Origin of the sequence: Achromobacter spanius, assembly GCF_002966795.1 — a bacterium.
GTDB lineage: Bacteria > Pseudomonadota > Gammaproteobacteria > Burkholderiales > Burkholderiaceae_B > Achromobacter > Achromobacter spanius_D.
Genome location: NZ_CP023270.1, coordinates 3,787,654 through 3,802,685, shown reverse-complemented (window position 1 = coordinate 3,802,685; position 15,032 = coordinate 3,787,654). Strand labels below are relative to the sequence as shown.

The 15,032-nt window shown below is 64.6% G+C and carries 11 protein-coding genes and 1 tRNA gene; 6 read left to right on the top strand and 6 right to left on the bottom strand.

The features are described from left to right. Positions 1-73 precede the first annotated feature (73 nt). The 5 genes from CLM73_RS17080 to dapC all read right to left on the bottom strand — a co-directional run bounded on the left by CLM73_RS17080 (position 74) and on the right by dapC (position 6,187). The gene (locus CLM73_RS17080) at positions 74-2,008 is read right to left on the bottom strand and encodes an ABC-F family ATP-binding cassette domain-containing protein (protein WP_105239442.1); all 1,935 of its coding nucleotides are present in this window, start codon (positions 2,006-2,008) and stop codon (positions 74-76) included. Further along, positions 2,005-2,910, bottom strand: coding sequence for a 50S ribosomal protein L3 N(5)-glutamine methyltransferase (gene prmB / locus CLM73_RS17075; protein WP_105239441.1), 906 nt, complete (start codon positions 2,908-2,910; stop codon positions 2,005-2,007). The genes CLM73_RS17080 and prmB overlap by 4 nt, the downstream gene beginning before the upstream one ends. A gap of 95 nt (positions 2,911-3,005) precedes the next feature. Continuing rightward, on the bottom strand, positions 3,006-4,145 hold the full coding sequence (dapE, locus tag CLM73_RS17070) for a succinyl-diaminopimelate desuccinylase (RefSeq protein WP_105239440.1): 1,140 nt from the start codon (positions 4,143-4,145) through the stop codon (positions 3,006-3,008). Beyond that, complete coding sequence (gene dapD / locus CLM73_RS17065) at positions 4,145-4,966, bottom strand: 2,3,4,5-tetrahydropyridine-2,6-dicarboxylate N-succinyltransferase (RefSeq protein ID WP_105239439.1); 822 nt, start codon at positions 4,964-4,966, stop codon at positions 4,145-4,147. The genes dapE and dapD overlap by 1 nt, the downstream gene beginning before the upstream one ends. A gap of 24 nt (positions 4,967-4,990) precedes the next feature. Continuing rightward, positions 4,991-6,187 carry a succinyldiaminopimelate transaminase gene (gene dapC, locus CLM73_RS17060; protein WP_199778160.1) on the bottom strand — a complete coding sequence of 399 codons (1,197 nt, stop codon included), beginning with the start codon at positions 6,185-6,187 and terminating at the stop codon, positions 4,991-4,993. 47 nt (positions 6,188-6,234) lie between these two features. On the opposite strand from dapC, the gene CLM73_RS17055 reads away from it, so the two are divergent. Continuing rightward, positions 6,235-6,321: transfer RNA gene (locus CLM73_RS17055), tRNA-Leu, on the top strand. A 419-nt stretch (positions 6,322-6,740) separates the two neighbouring features. Next, a complete protein-coding gene (locus CLM73_RS17050) occupies positions 6,741-7,961 on the top strand; it encodes a diguanylate phosphodiesterase (RefSeq protein ID WP_105239437.1) in 1,221 nt (406 codons plus the stop codon). Positions 7,962-7,987: 26 nt separating this feature from the next. Here CLM73_RS17050 and CLM73_RS17045 read toward each other — a convergent pair whose 3' ends face one another. Beyond that, on the bottom strand, positions 7,988-8,527 hold the full coding sequence (locus CLM73_RS17045; protein WP_105239436.1) for a hypothetical protein: 540 nt from the start codon (positions 8,525-8,527) through the stop codon (positions 7,988-7,990). 278 nt (positions 8,528-8,805) lie between these two features. On the opposite strand from CLM73_RS17045, the gene CLM73_RS17040 reads away from it, so the two are divergent. The 4 genes from CLM73_RS17040 to CLM73_RS17025 are packed head-to-tail and all read left to right on the top strand — an operon-like array spanning position 8,806 to position 15,031. Continuing rightward, a complete protein-coding gene (locus tag CLM73_RS17040) occupies positions 8,806-10,263 on the top strand; it encodes an MFS transporter (protein ID WP_105239435.1) in 1,458 nt (485 codons plus the stop codon). Then, positions 10,260-11,801: an FGGY family carbohydrate kinase gene (locus CLM73_RS17035; RefSeq protein WP_105239434.1), complete on the top strand. Its 1,542-nt coding sequence runs from the start codon at positions 10,260-10,262 to the stop codon at positions 11,799-11,801. Before CLM73_RS17040 ends, CLM73_RS17035 begins: the two co-directional genes overlap by 4 nt. Further along, on the top strand, positions 11,798-13,474 hold the full coding sequence (locus tag CLM73_RS17030) for a glycerol-3-phosphate dehydrogenase/oxidase (RefSeq protein ID WP_105239433.1): 1,677 nt from the start codon (positions 11,798-11,800) through the stop codon (positions 13,472-13,474). The genes CLM73_RS17035 and CLM73_RS17030 overlap by 4 nt, the downstream gene beginning before the upstream one ends. Then, the gene (locus tag CLM73_RS17025; RefSeq protein ID WP_105239432.1) at positions 13,475-15,031 is read left to right on the top strand and encodes an FAD-binding oxidoreductase; all 1,557 of its coding nucleotides are present in this window, start codon (positions 13,475-13,477) and stop codon (positions 15,029-15,031) included. The last annotated feature ends 1 nt before the right edge of the window (position 15,032 follow it).

Genomic DNA, 15,032 nt, shown 5'->3' with positions numbered 1-15,032 from the left:
TTGCCCAGGCAAGCGTGCGGGCACGAGCAAGCCCAAAAAAATCGGCCCCAAATTGGGGCCGATTTCATTTGGATCAGGCTTCGCTCTGGTCGATCTCTTCCAGTGAGCCCTGCAGCTCAAGCCACTGCTCTTCCAGTTCCCCCATCCGCTTGCCGTGTTCGCCGTGGTCCGCCATGACCTTCTGGCGTTCGGCGCGGCGCGCGTCGGAATACAGGTCCGGATCGGCGATCACGGTATCAAGGGCCGCCAGTTTCACCTTCAGCTTTTCCATCTCGGTTTCCACCTTGGCCAGCTTGGACTCCAGCGGCTTGCGCAGGGCGGACAGGCGTTGCCGCTGTTCGGCTTCGGCACGGCGTTGCGCCTTGCGATCCACGACCGCTTCGCCGCCGTTCTCGGCGTTCTCGCGCGCCTCGGCACGCTCGTCCGCATTGCGGGCGGCCAGCCAGTCGCGGTAGTCCTCCAGATCGCCGTCGAACTCGCGCACCGCGCCGTCCGCCACGATCCAGAAGCTGTCCACGGTGGTGCGCAACAGGTGCCGGTCGTGCGACACCAGCAGCATGCTGCCGCCGAAGTCTGCCAGCGCGGTGGCCAGGGCCTCACGCGTTTCCACGTCCAAGTGGTTGCTGGGTTCGTCCAGCAGCAGCAGGTTGGGCCTTTGCCACACGATGAGCGACAGCGCGAGCCGCGCCTTTTCGCCACCCGACATCGGACCGACCTTGCTGGTCACCGTGTCGCCCGAAAAGCCGAACCCGCCAAGGTAGTTGCGCAGCTCCTGCTCGCGCGCTTCCGGCGCCAGGCGGGCCAGGTGCGCGATCGGCGTGCTGTCCACGTCCAGCATGTCCAGTTGGTGCTGGTGGAAGTACCCAATGGCCAGGCCGCGCGAAGCACGGCGTTCGCCAGCCTGCACGGGGATCTCTTCGGCCAGGGTCTTGATCAGCGTGCTCTTGCCTGCCCCGTTAGCGCCCAATACGCCCACACGGCTGCCCGCGCGCACCATCAGCGTCACGTCGCGCAGGATGGGCACGGCGTTGCCCTCGGCGTCCGTGTAGCCGGCGGACAGGTGTTCCAGCGTCAGCAGCGGATCCGGCACCTGTTCGGGCGACGGAATGCGGATGTCGATGCCCGCTTCGGCCTGCAGCGGCGCCAGCACCTGCATGCGCGCCAGCGCCTTCACGCGGCTCTGCGCTTGCTTGGCCTTGGATGCCTTGGCCTTGAAGCGGTCGATGAAGCCTTGTAGCCGGGCCGTCTCGCGCGTCTGGCGCTCGTAGGCAATGTTGGATTGGCGCAGGCGCTCGGCGCGCTGCGTCAGGAAGTCGCCATAGCCGCCGCGGTAGCGCGTCAGCTTGGCATGGTCGAAATGCAGGATGGATCGTGCGACCGCATCCAGGAACTCGGTGTCATGGGAGATCAGCATGACGGTGCCTTCATAGGCGACCAGCCATTTCTCCAGCCACAGCATGGCGTCCAGGTCCAAGTGGTTGGTGGGCTCGTCCAGCAACAGCAATTCGGACGGGGCCATCAGCGCACGGGCCAGGGCCAGGCGCATGCGCCAGCCGCCGGAGAAGCTCTCGACGGGCTGCGTCCATTCGGCCGGCTTGAAGCCCAGACCGGCCAGCAGTTGCTCGGCGCGCGAGGCGGCGCTCCAGGCGCCGGCTTCCACCAATGCGGCTTCCACTTCCGCGATCTGCGTGCCCTGGTCGTCGGACAGCGCCGCGCGCTGCGCCTGCAACGCGCGCAGGTGCGTGTCGCCGTCGATGACGAACTCGCGGGCAGGGCGGTCGTCCGCATGCAGTTCCTGCTCCACGCTGGCGATGCGCCAGCCTGCGGGCAGCGACAAGGTGCCGGCGTCCAGGTCAAGCGAGCCGGTCAGCAGCGCGAACAGCGAGGACTTGCCCGCGCCGTTCTTGCCCACGATGCCGACCCGCTCACCCGGGTTTACGACGAATTCGGCGCCGTCCAGGAGCACTTTCGCGCCGCGGCGCAGGGTCAATCCAGAGGCGCGTATCACAGGCTTAGTTGCTCGCGGGTAAGCAGCAGAAGCTGGTCCGAGGCTTCTTCAGTGTCCAGCCAGACGGGCGAAAGCTGCGGGAAGGCGGCCTCGAAGAAATCGCGCTCATGGCCGATCTCCAGCACCAGCACGCCGTTCTCCGACAGGTATTGAGGCGCCGCGTGCAGGATGCGGCGCACGAGGTCCATGCCGTCGTCGCCGCCGGCAAGCGCCAGTTGCGGTTCGTGCAGGTATTCCTGGGGCAGGGCGCGCATCGAGCCGCTGTTCACGTAGGGCGGATTGCAGACGATCACGTCGTACTCGCGCGCGGGCAGGTTGTCGAAGAGATTGCTGGTGTGCAGGTCCAGGCGGCCCGAAAGACCGTAGTCGTCGACGTTGCGGCGGGCGACTTCCAGCGCGTCGGCGGACACGTCCACCGCGTCCACGTGTGCGTAGGGGAAGGCCAGCGCCGACAGGATCGCCAGGCAGCCCGATCCGGTGCACATGTCCAGCACGTTCTCCACCGCCAGCGCATCCTGCACCCACGGCGACAGCCCCTGGTCCAGCAGCTCGGCGATCGGCGAGCGCGGCACGATGACCCGTTTGTCGACGTAGAACCGGTGGCCGCGCAGCCATGCTTCGTTGGTCAGGTAGGCGGCGGGCACGCGTTCGGTCACGCGTCGGTCCAGCAGGTCAAGCACGCGCTCGCGCTCTTCGCGCACCACGCGGGCGTCCAGGAAGGGATCGAGCGTATCCAGCGGCAGATGCAGCGCGTGCAAGGTCAGGTAGACCGCCTCGTCCCAGGCATTGTCACTGCCGTGTCCCAGCGACACCTGGGCGCCATTCAGGCGCGACACGCCGTAGCGGATCAGGTCGCGCACGGTCTGCAGTTCTTCGCGGGAGGTTGCGTTCGTATCAGGCATTCAATTCACCGCCCCAGGGGGAAAACGGAAAAACGCCCCCTGGAAGGGGGCTGGAAAGGGTGCGCGGCGGGACGCGAGTCCCGCCGGCACGTGCATCATGCGGGCAACAGCAGGTTTTCCAGCGTGCGCCGATAGATGTTTTTAAGCGGTTCCAGCGAGGCGACCTCGATGCGCTCATTGACCTTGTGGATCGTGGCGTTGCCGGGGCCGAACTCGATGACCTGCGGGCAGATCTTGGCGATGAAGCGGCCGTCGGACGTGCCGCCCGTGGTCGAGAGCTCTGCGGTCACGCCTGTCTCTGCATGGATCGCCTGCACCAAAGCATCGGTGAGCGAACCGCGCGGGGTCAGGAAGGGCTCGCCACCCAGTTCCCACTCAAGGTCATATTCCAGGCCATGCTTGTCCAGCACGGCATGAACGCGCTGCTTCAGGCTTTCGGGCGTGCTGGCAGTCGAGAAGCGGAAATTGAACAACGCCACCGCCTCGCCCGGCACCACGTTCGTGGCGCCCGTACCGGAATTCAGGTTCGACACCTGGAACGTCGTGGGCGGGAAGTATTCGTTGCCCTGGTCCCATTCGATGTTCACGATGTCGGCCAGCGCCGGCGCAAGCTGATGCACGGGGTTGCGCGCCAGATGCGGGTAGGCCACGTGGCCCTGGATGCCCTTGACCGTGAGCTTGCCCGACAACGAGCCGCGGCGGCCGTTCTTGCAGGTGTCGCCCAGCACGTCGCCCGACGTGGGTTCGCCGACGATGCAGTAATCGAGCTGCTCGCCGCGCGCCTTGAGCGCGTCGCAGACGATGGCGGTGCCATCGATGGACGGGCCTTCCTCATCGGACGTGATCAAGAGCGCGATCGAACCGCCATGCTGCGGATGGGCCGCCACGAATTCCTCGGCCGCCACCACGAAGGCGGCGATCGAGCTTTTCATGTCGGCCGCGCCGCGGCCATACAGCCAGCCGTCGCGTTCGGTGGGAACGAAGGGATCGCTGTTCCACTTTTCGCGCGGACCCGGGGGCACCACGTCGGTGTGGCCGGCAAAAACCGTCAGCGGGGCGGCGCTGCCGCGCCGGGCCCAGAGATTGGTCACGCCGCCCTGCGCGATGGTCTCGCAGGTAAAGCCGATGCGTTCGAGCCGGGCGGCAAGCGCCGCCTGGCAGTCTTCGTCCGCGGGCGTCACGGAGGGACGGGCGATCAGGTCCTTGACCAGATCCAGTACGGCCGAATTGCTCATCAAGCCCTCAGCAGGTCGTTGATGCTGGTCTTGGCGCGGGTCTGCGCGTCGACACGCTTGACGATCACGGCGCAGGCCAGGCTATGGGAGCCGTCGGCCGACGGCAGCGAGCCGGGGACCACGACCGAACCCGACGGCACGCGGCCGTAGGTGATCTTGCCCGTTGCGCGGTCATAGATCTTCGTGCTTTGCGACAGGAACACGCCCATGGCCAGCACCGAGTTCTCTTCGACCACCACGCCTTCCACGACTTCGGAGCGCGCGCCGATGAAGCAGTTGTCTTCGATGATGGTGGGGTTGGCTTGCAGGGGCTCGAGCACGCCGCCGATGCCGACGCCACCCGACAGGTGGACGTTCTTGCCGATCTGAGCGCACGAACCGACGGTGGCCCACGTGTCGACCATGGTGCCTTCATCGACGTAGGCGCCGATGTTCACGTACGACGGCATCAGCACGACGTTGCGGGCGATGAACGAGCCGCGGCGGGCCACGGCCGGCGGCACCACGCGGTAGCCGCCTTGCTTGAATGCGTTGTCGCCGAATTCCGAGAACTTGAGCGGCACCTTGTCGTAGAACTGCAGGGGCGCCTGGCCCATGATGGCGTTCTCGTTCAGACGGAACGACAGCAGCACGGCCTTCTTGATCCACTGGTGCACGACCCAGTCGTCATTGATCTTCTCGGCCACGCGCAGGCGGCCCAGATCCAGCCCGTCGATGGTGTGCTCAACGGCTTCGCGCACTTCCGCGCTGGCGTCGGTGGGCGACAGGTTGGTCCGGTTTTCCCAGGCTTGTTCAATGGTGGTCTGCAGGTCGAGAGTCATATCGGCTCAGCTTTTAAAGGTTGGTCAAACAGAGGTATGTACAAAATGGGCGATGCGTTCGGCCGCCTGCACGCAGTCGGCCAAAGGCGCCACCAGGGCGATGCGGATGCGTCCCTGGCCCGGATTCACGCCATGCGCCTCGCGTGCCAGGAAACTGCCCGGCAGCACGGTAACACCGGTGCGGCCATAGAGGTCGCGCACGAACGCCGTATCCGAACCGGGCGTTGCCGCCCACAGATAAAACGAGGCTTGCGGCCGTGACACATCCAGCACTTTTTGCAGGATGGGCACGACCGCATCGAATTTCTCGCGGTACTGACGCCGGTTTTCCTTCACGTGCGCCTCGTCCGTCCACGCGGCAACGCTGGCCGCGGACACGATCGGGCTCATCGCACTGCCATGATACGTGCGATACAGCAGAAACCGGGCGATCAGCGCTGCGTCGCCCGCCACGAAGCCAGACCGCAGGCCCGGCACGTTGGACCGCTTGGACAGGCTGGAAAACGCCACCAGGTTGCGGTAGTCGTCCCGGCCCAGGCGGCGTGCCGCTTGCAGTCCGCCCAGCGGGGGATCGCCTTCGTCCAGGTAGATCTCGGAATAGCACTCGTCCGACGCAATCACGAAGCCATGACGGTCGGACAGCTTGAACAGGGTTTCCCATTCATCCAGCGACATGACGTTGCCGGCGGGGTTGCCCGGCGAACACACGAACACCAGACGCGTCTTTTTCCAGATGTCGTCCGGCACCTGATTCCAGTCGCTGCCGAAATTGCGCACCGGATCGGCGTTGACGAAGTAGGGGGTCGCGCCCGCCAGCAGCGTGGCGCCTTCGTAGATCTGGTAGAACGGATTGGGGCAGATCACCACCGAACCGGCCGACGGATCGATCACGGTCTGGGTGAACGCAAACAGCGCCTCGCGCGATCCCAGTGCCGGCAGCACCTGCGTGTCGGCGTCAGGCGCCGGAATGCTGTAGCGGCGCGCCAGCCAGTCCGAAATCGCCCGGCGCAACGCCGGATCGCCCTTCGTGGACGGGTAGACGGACAGCCCGGCCATGCCTTCGCGGATGGCTTGCGCCACGCGCTCCGGCGCGGCGTGCTTGGGCTCGCCGATCGACAGGTTGATGGGCGCAATGCCGTCCGACTGCGAGCTGGCAGAGACCAGCAAAGCCCGCAGTTTTTCGAACGGGTAGGGGTGTAGGGCATCGAGGCGCGGATTCATGACGCAAGATTTTAACAAGCAAGCTACAATAGCGGGCTTGGCCTATTGCGAAGGTGGCGAAATTGGTAGACGCACCAGGTTTAGGTCCTGACGCCGTAACAGGTGTAGGGGTTCGAGTCCCCTCCTTCGCACCATCAAATTCCCCCATAATTTCAATGATTTAGGTCTTGAGCCAGTCATTTTCGGAATGATTGGGGGCGGGAATGTTTGAGCCGAGCAGGCCGCGCGACGGCTTCGGTTCTTGGAAGGTTTCCGGTTTACTTCCGGTTTTCCCGAATCATCCAGGCCGAGCCCACTGAGCCAAACCCGCCAAGCCGCATGCCTGCGGTCTTGAAGTCTCCAGATCGCACCGGCTGCCATTTCGCGCCATTCAGCCGTGGCGCCATCCACACGGTTCATCTGCAGCGCCGCATGCTTGGCGGCCACTGGCCGATCAATCAACATAGCCGCAGTTACGGCGCATGCGCACGGATTCCCCACAGCGGTCGCTTGCCAGGTTGAACTGTCTAGCCGCGAGCCTTTCCCCTTCAGACCCGTTTGCAAAGAGCACGACATGCTTTCGACACTGATATACCGCAGCCGAGCTGTCGAACCGATGAACGCGCAGGCTCTGGACGACCTTCTGACGCCCGCCCGCGCACGCAACGCCGCCATGCAGGTCACCGGCCTATTGCTCTTTGACGGCGTTCATTTCGTGCAACTGCTGGAAGGCCCTGACAAAGCGGTCACGCAGATATTCGATGCCATCCAGCGCGACGAGGCCCACAAGAACGTTGTGCTTCTCATGCGGGATCACGGTCCCGCCCGAAGGTTTGGCGGGGATGCGATGGCCCTGCTTGATCTACGAGCGCTCGACCCGCAACAGGTTTCCGCGCGCATTCTCGCAAAGATGAAAAAGCCGGCGCGGTGGGCGGGCAGCGATGACCGCGTGGTGAAGATCCTTGGCTGGTATGCCGATGCGCATGGCACGGACCATATCGTCGAAGGCGACGATGCGGCCAACTGGCGGTTTGAGTCCAGCGGTGCCCCCTTGGCGCATGAAGACCCCGCGGCGCCTGCGCGGCCGTATCCGTTTGCGCTGCAACCCATCGTCGATCCCCTGCGGCGCGAGATCACCTCATTCGAATTCCTGATCCGCAGCCAAGCCGGCGGATCGCCGGAGCAATTGTTCGCCAGCCTCGATCCCGCAGATCGATATCGCGTTGATCTGGAATCCAAAGCCTCGGCATTCGAGCTGGCGCGGCGGCTGGGCCTGACCGACGTGAAGCTGTCGGTCAATCTGCTGCCGATGTCGCTGATCGAAAACCCGGCCGCCGTCGACCGTCTGGTGGATCAGGTGGCGGCTTGCGCGCTGTTGCCGCAGCACGTGATCGTCGAGATCACCGAACAGGAAGCCATCGAGCGGCCGCGGGCCTTCAGGGACGTGATCGAACGCCTGCGCCGCGAGGGCATCGGCGTTGCAATCGATGATTTTGGCGCCGGTTATGCGGGCCTGTCGCTGCTGGCCGAATTTCAGCCGGACAAGCTCAAGATTGACCGCCAACTCATTCAGAACATTCATCTGGATGGACCCCGCCAGGCGATCGTCTGTGGCATTGCCCGCGCCTGCAGCGCCATGGGCATCACGCCCGTTGCCGAAGGCGTGGAGCGGGTCGAGGAATGGTGCTGGCTGCAAGCCGCCGGATTCGAACGGTTCCAGGGCTATCTGTTTGCCAGGCCAGCGCTCAATGGGGTGCCTCCCGTGCGGTGGCCGGAGCGCGTCCAGCGCAACTGATCCGTCCCAGACGTCACCCGGCGAATTTACCGCCTTGCCGCCTTCGGCAACCACGCCGTAAACCAGGCCGCAGCGGCCAGCGCCGCCAGGATGACCACGGTGCCCACGGTGGGCGTGAAAGCCGGCACGTACATCATCGCCAGATCCGCCAGCACGATGACGACGAAAGCGCCGGCCCATGCCCACGCGATCCGTTCCGCTGTGCGCCGGAACGCGGGATGGGCTGCCACTTCGGGGGTCACGCGTTCCATCGCGTATTGAAGCGTGAAAGGCCGGCCAGCAAAGATCGAACCCAGCACGATGGCCAGCAGGCCCGCGTCCACCAGCAGCCGGACGCTCAACAGCGACGGGCTGAAGCCCGCGAAGCGCGTTGCGAAGGCCAGCGCCCCAAAGAGGATCAGCGATCCCACTTCCAGTGTCTTGGGCGAAGCATGAAGGATGAACCGGTCCCGGATTACCAGAAGGGCGGAAACGGCAGTGGCCGCCACGAGCGCTGCGTGGGTGCCGACGCGGTGCTCCAGCAGCGCAAAGGTGATAAAGGGAACAAAGGCGAGAAGCAGTTTCACGGTGTTCCTCCAGCGAGGGTGTGCCGCTGGAACATAGCACCCGCGGTTTTTTTTCGTCAACGCAATGCACGCTCGCGCATGCCAGGCATTTGAGGCGATGCGCCGCCCAGATGCACGATATCGCGGGTTTATCCCCATGCCAGGCCTTATTGACAGGCTCCGTTTAACTCCATAAAGTCACCGCACAGATTTAGATAAAAGACCATCTGTAAGTTGGTCTTTTATCGCGCGCAGTTTGCGTCGACCTCTTACAGAAATAATTCCAAGAGGAGACGACTGTGCATTCATCGACCGTAAAAATACGTGGCATCGACGATGTCATCGCTTTCATCGATTCACGCCCAGGCATTGTGGGCCGAGCCGGCCTCATATGGTGGCTTGCGCTTGGGGGATTGTTTCTCGATGCCTTTGCCAATTCCGCGCTGAGCGCGGGCTTGGGTCCCATGACGCGCAATCTTGGCTTGACGGCCGGGCAAGTTGCGCTGATGACTTCCCTGGCCGCGTGGGTGGCCATCGCTTTCAACCCCATCGGCGGCTGGATGGCAGACCGGTGGGGCCGCATACGTCCGCTGATCGTCGCAAAATTCCTCGCCGTCATCGGCGCCGTGCTCGTCGTGTTTGCGCCGAGTTTCGAGGTCATTCTGGTCGGCCGGTTTTTCGTCGGCGCGGCCTATGGCATCGATTTCGCGATCGCCATGGCGGTGCTGGCCGAGTTCACGCCCGCCAGGTTCAAAAGCCGTCTGAACACATGGCAGGGCATGTGGTACACGGCCGTGTGCACAAATTTACTGCTGGCCATGCTGTTCTTCTCGTGGGACGTAGGCGATTCGATCTGGCGCTATTCGGTGGCCGCGACGGCCATCTTCGCGGTGGTCATCCTGACGCTGCAAATGCGCTACATGGTGGAAAGCCCGATCTGGCTGGCCCGCAAGGAGCGGGTCGAAGACGCCGCGGCGGCGATGTCGCGCATTTACGGCCAGCCCATCGTGGCGGCGCCACCCAATGAGCGCGTGCCGGTCGTCAACCTGGCGCGCCGCGGCCTGGCGAACGTGTTGCTGATCTTCCGGGGCGTCTATCTTCCGCGCACCATCCTGGCGGCAACCGTGCAGATCGGCCAGTCCATTCAATACTTCGCCGTAGGCTGGTATCTGCCGCTGATCAGCGCCGCGCTCTTCGGCAAGGATTTCATCTACGCCACGATCGGGGCGCTGGTGTTCAACGTCTTCGGCATCTTCGGCGGGTTTCTGTCGCCCTACATCGGACGCAAGCTTGGCCTGCGGCGCGCATCGGCATTCGGTTTTGCCGCCGTATTTCTGATGCTGCTCATCCTGGGCACCTTCCACGGCAAGATGCCCTTGTGGCTGGCCGTCGTGGTGCCATCGCTATTCATCCTGTTCCATTCGGGCGGTCCCGGCGCAAATGGCAAGAGTCTGTCGTCGCTGTCGTTTCGAAGCGAACTGCGCGCGGGCGCCAATGGAATCATCGGCGCACTAGGCTCGACGGGGGCGGCGATCGGCCTGCTGGTATTTCCGATCTTTCGCGAGACCTATGGTCTCGAGAAGACCTTCCTGATCCTGTCGATCGTGCCGCTTATCGCCAGCATCATCTGCTTCGTGATCAAGTGGGATCCGACCCGCACGACGATCAATCCCGACAACGAAGCCGGCGCGCCGCAGTTCAAGGACGACGCGACGCTGGCTGCCCTGGACCCCGCGATCGGAAAGGCTTCGCGATGACAAAAACACGAGTGATTCTCGCCATAGACGAAGGCACGTCCGGAACCCGGGCGGCAACCGTGGCGGCCGACGGGCATGTCTCCTGCCTTGAGTACCTGCCACTGCAGGTCGAATCGCCGCAACCTGGCGTGGTCGAGCAGGATGCCAACGCGATTCTCGAAAAGACCATCGAGGTCTGCCTGCGAAGCATCGCGCAGGCTCGGCTCAAGGGCCAGGAGATCGTGGCCCTCGCGATCGCAACCCAGCGCGCCACGGCGGTGCTGTGGGACACGCAGAGCGGCAGGGCCATCGTGCCCGCCATGGTGTGGCAGGACACGCGCTACGTCGACGAACTCGCCATGCTTGCGCCGCAATGGGATGCGCCCTTGCTGTCGCGGGTGGGGCGGCCAGTTGGCGTGCGCTCGCTTTATCTTTGGGCGGCGCGCCACCTGCGCGACACGTCGGAGGTGGCGCAGGCATGGCGGGACGGGCGGCTGGCCTTCGGCACGATCGACAGCTGGCTGCTCTGGCATTTCTCGCATCGGCGCGAATGCGTAACGACACCCACCAACGCCACGTCTGCCGGTGCGTACGTGCTTGCCGAACATTGCTACTACGAGGAGTGGGTCGAGGCGCTGGGCTTTCCGGTCGCCTTGTTGCCGGCGTTGCGCCAGGACGCGGACGACTTTGGGCGAACTCGGGCAGAAGTGCTCGGCATCGACGTTCCCATCCTCGCGTGCGCGGGCGACCAGCACGCCGGCGCGGTGGGGCTCGGTTGCCTGGACAGAGGGCAGGCGATGTGCGTGCACGGCACGGGCAGCTTCGTGGATCTCATCGCCGGATGCGAGCCGCCCGCGAATTCGGGGCGGCTTGCCGGTTCCTTGACCATGACCGCGCGGCGCCAGGACGGCACATCGCATTTTGCGGTGGAGACCTTCGTGGCGACCACCGGGTCCGCCCTGAATTGGGTCTGCGACAAGCTCAAGTGGTTCAAGGACGCGCGAGAGATTTCCGCGCTGGCCGCGACGGCCACTTCTTCGCGCGGCGTGACTTTCGTGCCGGCCTTGACCGGGCTGCGCGTTCCCAGAATGGAGGCGGGCGCCCGTGCGTCGCTGACTGGCGTCTCCATGGCCACGACGCAGGCGGACATCGCGTACGCGATCCTCGAGGGTATCGCGCACTCCGTCGCCAGCTGCATCGAAGCCGACGAAGAGGCTTCAGGCGTGCGCGTGTCGGAACTTGTGGTGGGAGGCGGGCTGGCGGGAAGCGACGCGCTGCTTCGCATTCAGGCCGATCTGATCGGCATCCCGATACGGCGCATGCAGGAAGCCGACCGCGCAAGCCTGCGAGGCGCGGCCTTTCTCGCCGGATCTTCCGGGCTGCTCTGGGATTCTCTGCGGCACGCGCGCGACACCACCGTGACCGAGGCTGTCTTCGAACCCACGCTTGACGCGGCGCAGCGCACCCGGCGGCGCGCGCTCTGGCATGCGCGGGTGCAGGCCGAGCTGGCGCACGTCGATCAATTCAAGCAAGACAGACAGGAGGCCTTGCAGACATGATGGGGTGGTTATCCAGAAAGCCTGGGAAGGATCAGGCCGACATGACGAGCACCGAACCGCTGCGCCTGATACGGCAGGAGCAATTGGACAGGCTGGGCAGTGAGCGCTTTGACATCATCATCGTGGGCGGAGGCATTACCGGCGCGTATGCCGCGCTGGATGCGAGCCTGCGCGGCTACCGCGTGGCGCTGATCGAGAAAGACGACTTCGCCTCCGGCACGTCCTCCAAGTCATCGAAGATGGTGCATGGCGGTCTGCGCTACATCGAGCAGGGCAATCTGCGGCTGGTGCGGCATTCGTTGCAGGAACGTCAGCGCCTGCGCCGCAACGCGAGACACCTGGTGCAGCGCCTGCCGTTCCTGTTCCCGATCCTGGAGCGGGACGGCGTCTTTGACAAACGTCTGTCCAAGGCCTTTGAAAGTCTGCTGTGGACTTACGATGTGGCCGGCGGATGGCGCGAAGGAATTCTTCATCAAAAACTGACCAAGGCTGAAGTGCTGTCGCATTGCCCCACCTTCAAGGAAGAAGGTCTGCTGGGCGGCTTCCTCTATTTCGATGCGCGCGTGGACGACGCCCGGTTGACGCTCGCCGTCGCGCGAAGCGCCGCCTTCCATGGCGCGGCGGTGCTCAACCACACCAAGGCGATCGAGGTGACGCGCAATGAGCATGGCAAGGTCGACGGCGTCATCGTGCAGGCGGGCGCGCAGGAGATCAGGGCTCGTGCCGGTGCCGTCATCATGGCGACAGGCGTGTGGCTGCGCGATTGGAGCGGCGCGAAAAAGGGGGATGTTCCCGCCATGCACATACGTCCCGCCAAGGGCGTGCATGTCGCGGTGCCTTGGTTGAAGGTGCGCAACGATTGCACCGTGACCATTCCCGTGCCGGGACGTAGCCGGCGCGCAACCATTACGCGATGGGGCAACGTGTCCTACCTGGGCACGACCGACGAAGATTACGAAGGCGATCTCGACGATGTGTATTGCACCCGCCGTGAGCTCGACTTCCTGCTAGAGGGCGCGCGCTCGGCCCTCAAGACGGACCTGCAGCCCGAGGACGTGGTGGGCAGCATCGCGGGTTGCCGGCCGCTGGTCGCGCCACCCGGAGGCAAGACGCTGGAGATCAAACGCAACCACGAGATACATGTGGCGCCCGACGGGCTGGTCACGATCGTGGGCGGCAAGTTGACGACGTCTCGCCACATGGCCGAGCAGACCATCGATGCCGCCCAGCAGGTCATCGGAAGGCAGGGCAGATGCCTGACCCGCCGCGCCTATCTGCTTGGTGCGGCTGGCTACGACCCGCAGGCCATCGTGGCTTCCGGCGGCCTGTCCGCGCACCTGGGCGAGCGATACGGCACCGAGGCGCGCTTCGTCAGCGACATCATGCAGTCCGATCCGGCACTGATGGCTCCGATTGTGGAAGGGCTGCCCTATACCGAGGCGGAGGTCGTCTATGCCGCCCGGCACGAATTGGCCGCGACGGTACAGGACGTCCTGTCGCGGCGGATGCGCGCGCGGCTCATGGCCCGCGACGCCTCGGCCCGCGCCGCAGCGCGCGTGGGCCAACTATTGCGGGCCGAGCTCGGCCTGTCTGAAACCGATGTCGCGCGGCAGGTCGACGACTACCTGGCCGCGATCAGGCACGAGAAGTCCGTCCTCATGGGAGATGAATAGATGATCAGCAAAGAAGCCATCAAGCGCGGTTACAACCGCGGCAACTACGTCGTTGGCGCCCATACGCCGCCGGGATATGCCGCGACGTTGACCGGGGCGGGCGCCGAGCCCGGGCTGCAGCGCGAACCGGTGCAGGTTCCCGCAGACCTCCTGCACGTCTTGCGGCAGGAGGCCGACGAGGTACTGACCGATCTGGCCAATGTTGTTGCCTGGACGCGCGATTGGTGGGCGGGTTCAATGATGACCGAAACGGCGGGCAAGCCGGCCTCGCCCAAGGCGGTCATCGTCAAGGTGTCCTCGGTCGTGCAGGTGCAGTCCGTGATGCGCGTTGCCAATGAAGCCGGGATCCCGGTGACGGTGTCCGCCGGCCGTAGCAATGTGACGGGCGCTGCGATCCCGGTGCGCGGCGGTATCGTGCTGGATGTCTGCCAGTTGAATCGGTTCATAGGCGTAGACCGTGAAAGCCAGATCGTCGAAGTCGAGGCAGGCATGTTCGGCGATGTGTTCGAAAAGACCATCCAGGGCGAGTTCGGGCTGACGATGGGGCATTGGCCGTCTTCGTTCGGCATCAGCACGGTGGGGGGATGGGTCGCATGCCGCGGCGCCGGGCAGTTGTCGACGCGCTACGGAAAGATCGAGGACATGGTGTTCGGCATGGACGTCGTGCTGGCGGATGGCCGCCTCATCAAGGTGGGCGGTTACTCGAGGGCGGCGCTGGGCGCTGACCTGCAACAGGTGTTTATCGGCTCCGAGGGGACGCTTGGCGTCATCGTGCGCGTGCGCCTGAAGCTGCATCGCCTGCCGGACTACGGACGGGCCGTCGCCTATGGATTCAAGACGTTCGCGATCGGTCTGGACGCCTGCCGCGAAATCATGCAGCGCGGCGCCAACCCTGCGGCCTTGCGTCTGTATGACGAACTCGAAAGCGGGGTGCAGTTCAATCGGCCGGACCTGAATGTGTTGCTGGTGGCGGACGAGGGTGCCCGCCAGATGGTCGACGCCGTCATGCAGATCAGCGAGGGCGTGTGCGAGGAACTGGGCGAGAAGCTTGACGGCGACGCGATCTTCGAACGCTGGCTGGAAACGCGGTATCTGACCGGCAAGAGCGCCGAGGGTTTCAAACGCAGCCCTGGCTTCGTGGCCGACACGCTCGAAATGGCGGGCCGATGGAGCGACCTGGCCGCGATCTACACCGAGGTTGTCGACGCCATCAATGGGGTGCCCGGCACGCTGGCGGGATCGGCGCACCAGTCGCATGCCTATGTGGACGGTGCCTGCCTGTATTTTTCGCTGCGCGGCGACGTGGAAGTCAATCGCCGCGCACAGTGGTACCGCCAGGCCTGGGATGCGGCCAACGCCGTGCTGATTAAATACAATGCGGCGCTCAGCCATCACCACGGCGTAGGTCTGCTGCGGGCGCCCTACATGCGCGAGTCGCTGGGCAGCGCTTTTCCGGTGCTGCAGGCGATCAAGCGCACGCTAGATCCGAAAAACATCCTCAATCCCGGAAAGCTCGGACTGGATGACGAGCTGCTTCTGAATCAACACGGACGGTAAG

Bases quoted from the DNA above. Each gene is read 5' to 3' on its own strand.
- dapE (WP_105239440.1), bottom strand. From the start codon at position 4,145: ATGAGCAATTCGGCCGTACTGGATCTGGTCAAGGACCTGATCGCCCGT.
- prmB (WP_105239441.1), bottom strand. From the start codon at position 2,910: ATGCCTGATACGAACGCAACCTCCCGCGAAGAACTGCAGACCGTGCGC.
- CLM73_RS17050 (WP_105239437.1), top strand. From the start codon at position 6,741: ATGCTTTCGACACTGATATACCGCAGCCGAGCTGTCGAACCGATGAAC.
- CLM73_RS17030 (WP_105239433.1), top strand. From the start codon at position 11,798: ATGATGGGGTGGTTATCCAGAAAGCCTGGGAAGGATCAGGCCGACATG.
- CLM73_RS17025 (WP_105239432.1), top strand. From the start codon at position 13,475: ATGATCAGCAAAGAAGCCATCAAGCGCGGTTACAACCGCGGCAACTAC.
- dapD (WP_105239439.1), bottom strand. From the start codon at position 4,966: ATGACTCTCGACCTGCAGACCACCATTGAACAAGCCTGGGAAAACCGG.
- CLM73_RS17035 (WP_105239434.1), top strand. From the start codon at position 10,260: ATGACAAAAACACGAGTGATTCTCGCCATAGACGAAGGCACGTCCGGA.
- dapC (WP_199778160.1), bottom strand. From the start codon at position 6,187: ATGAATCCGCGCCTCGATGCCCTACACCCCTACCCGTTCGAAAAACTG.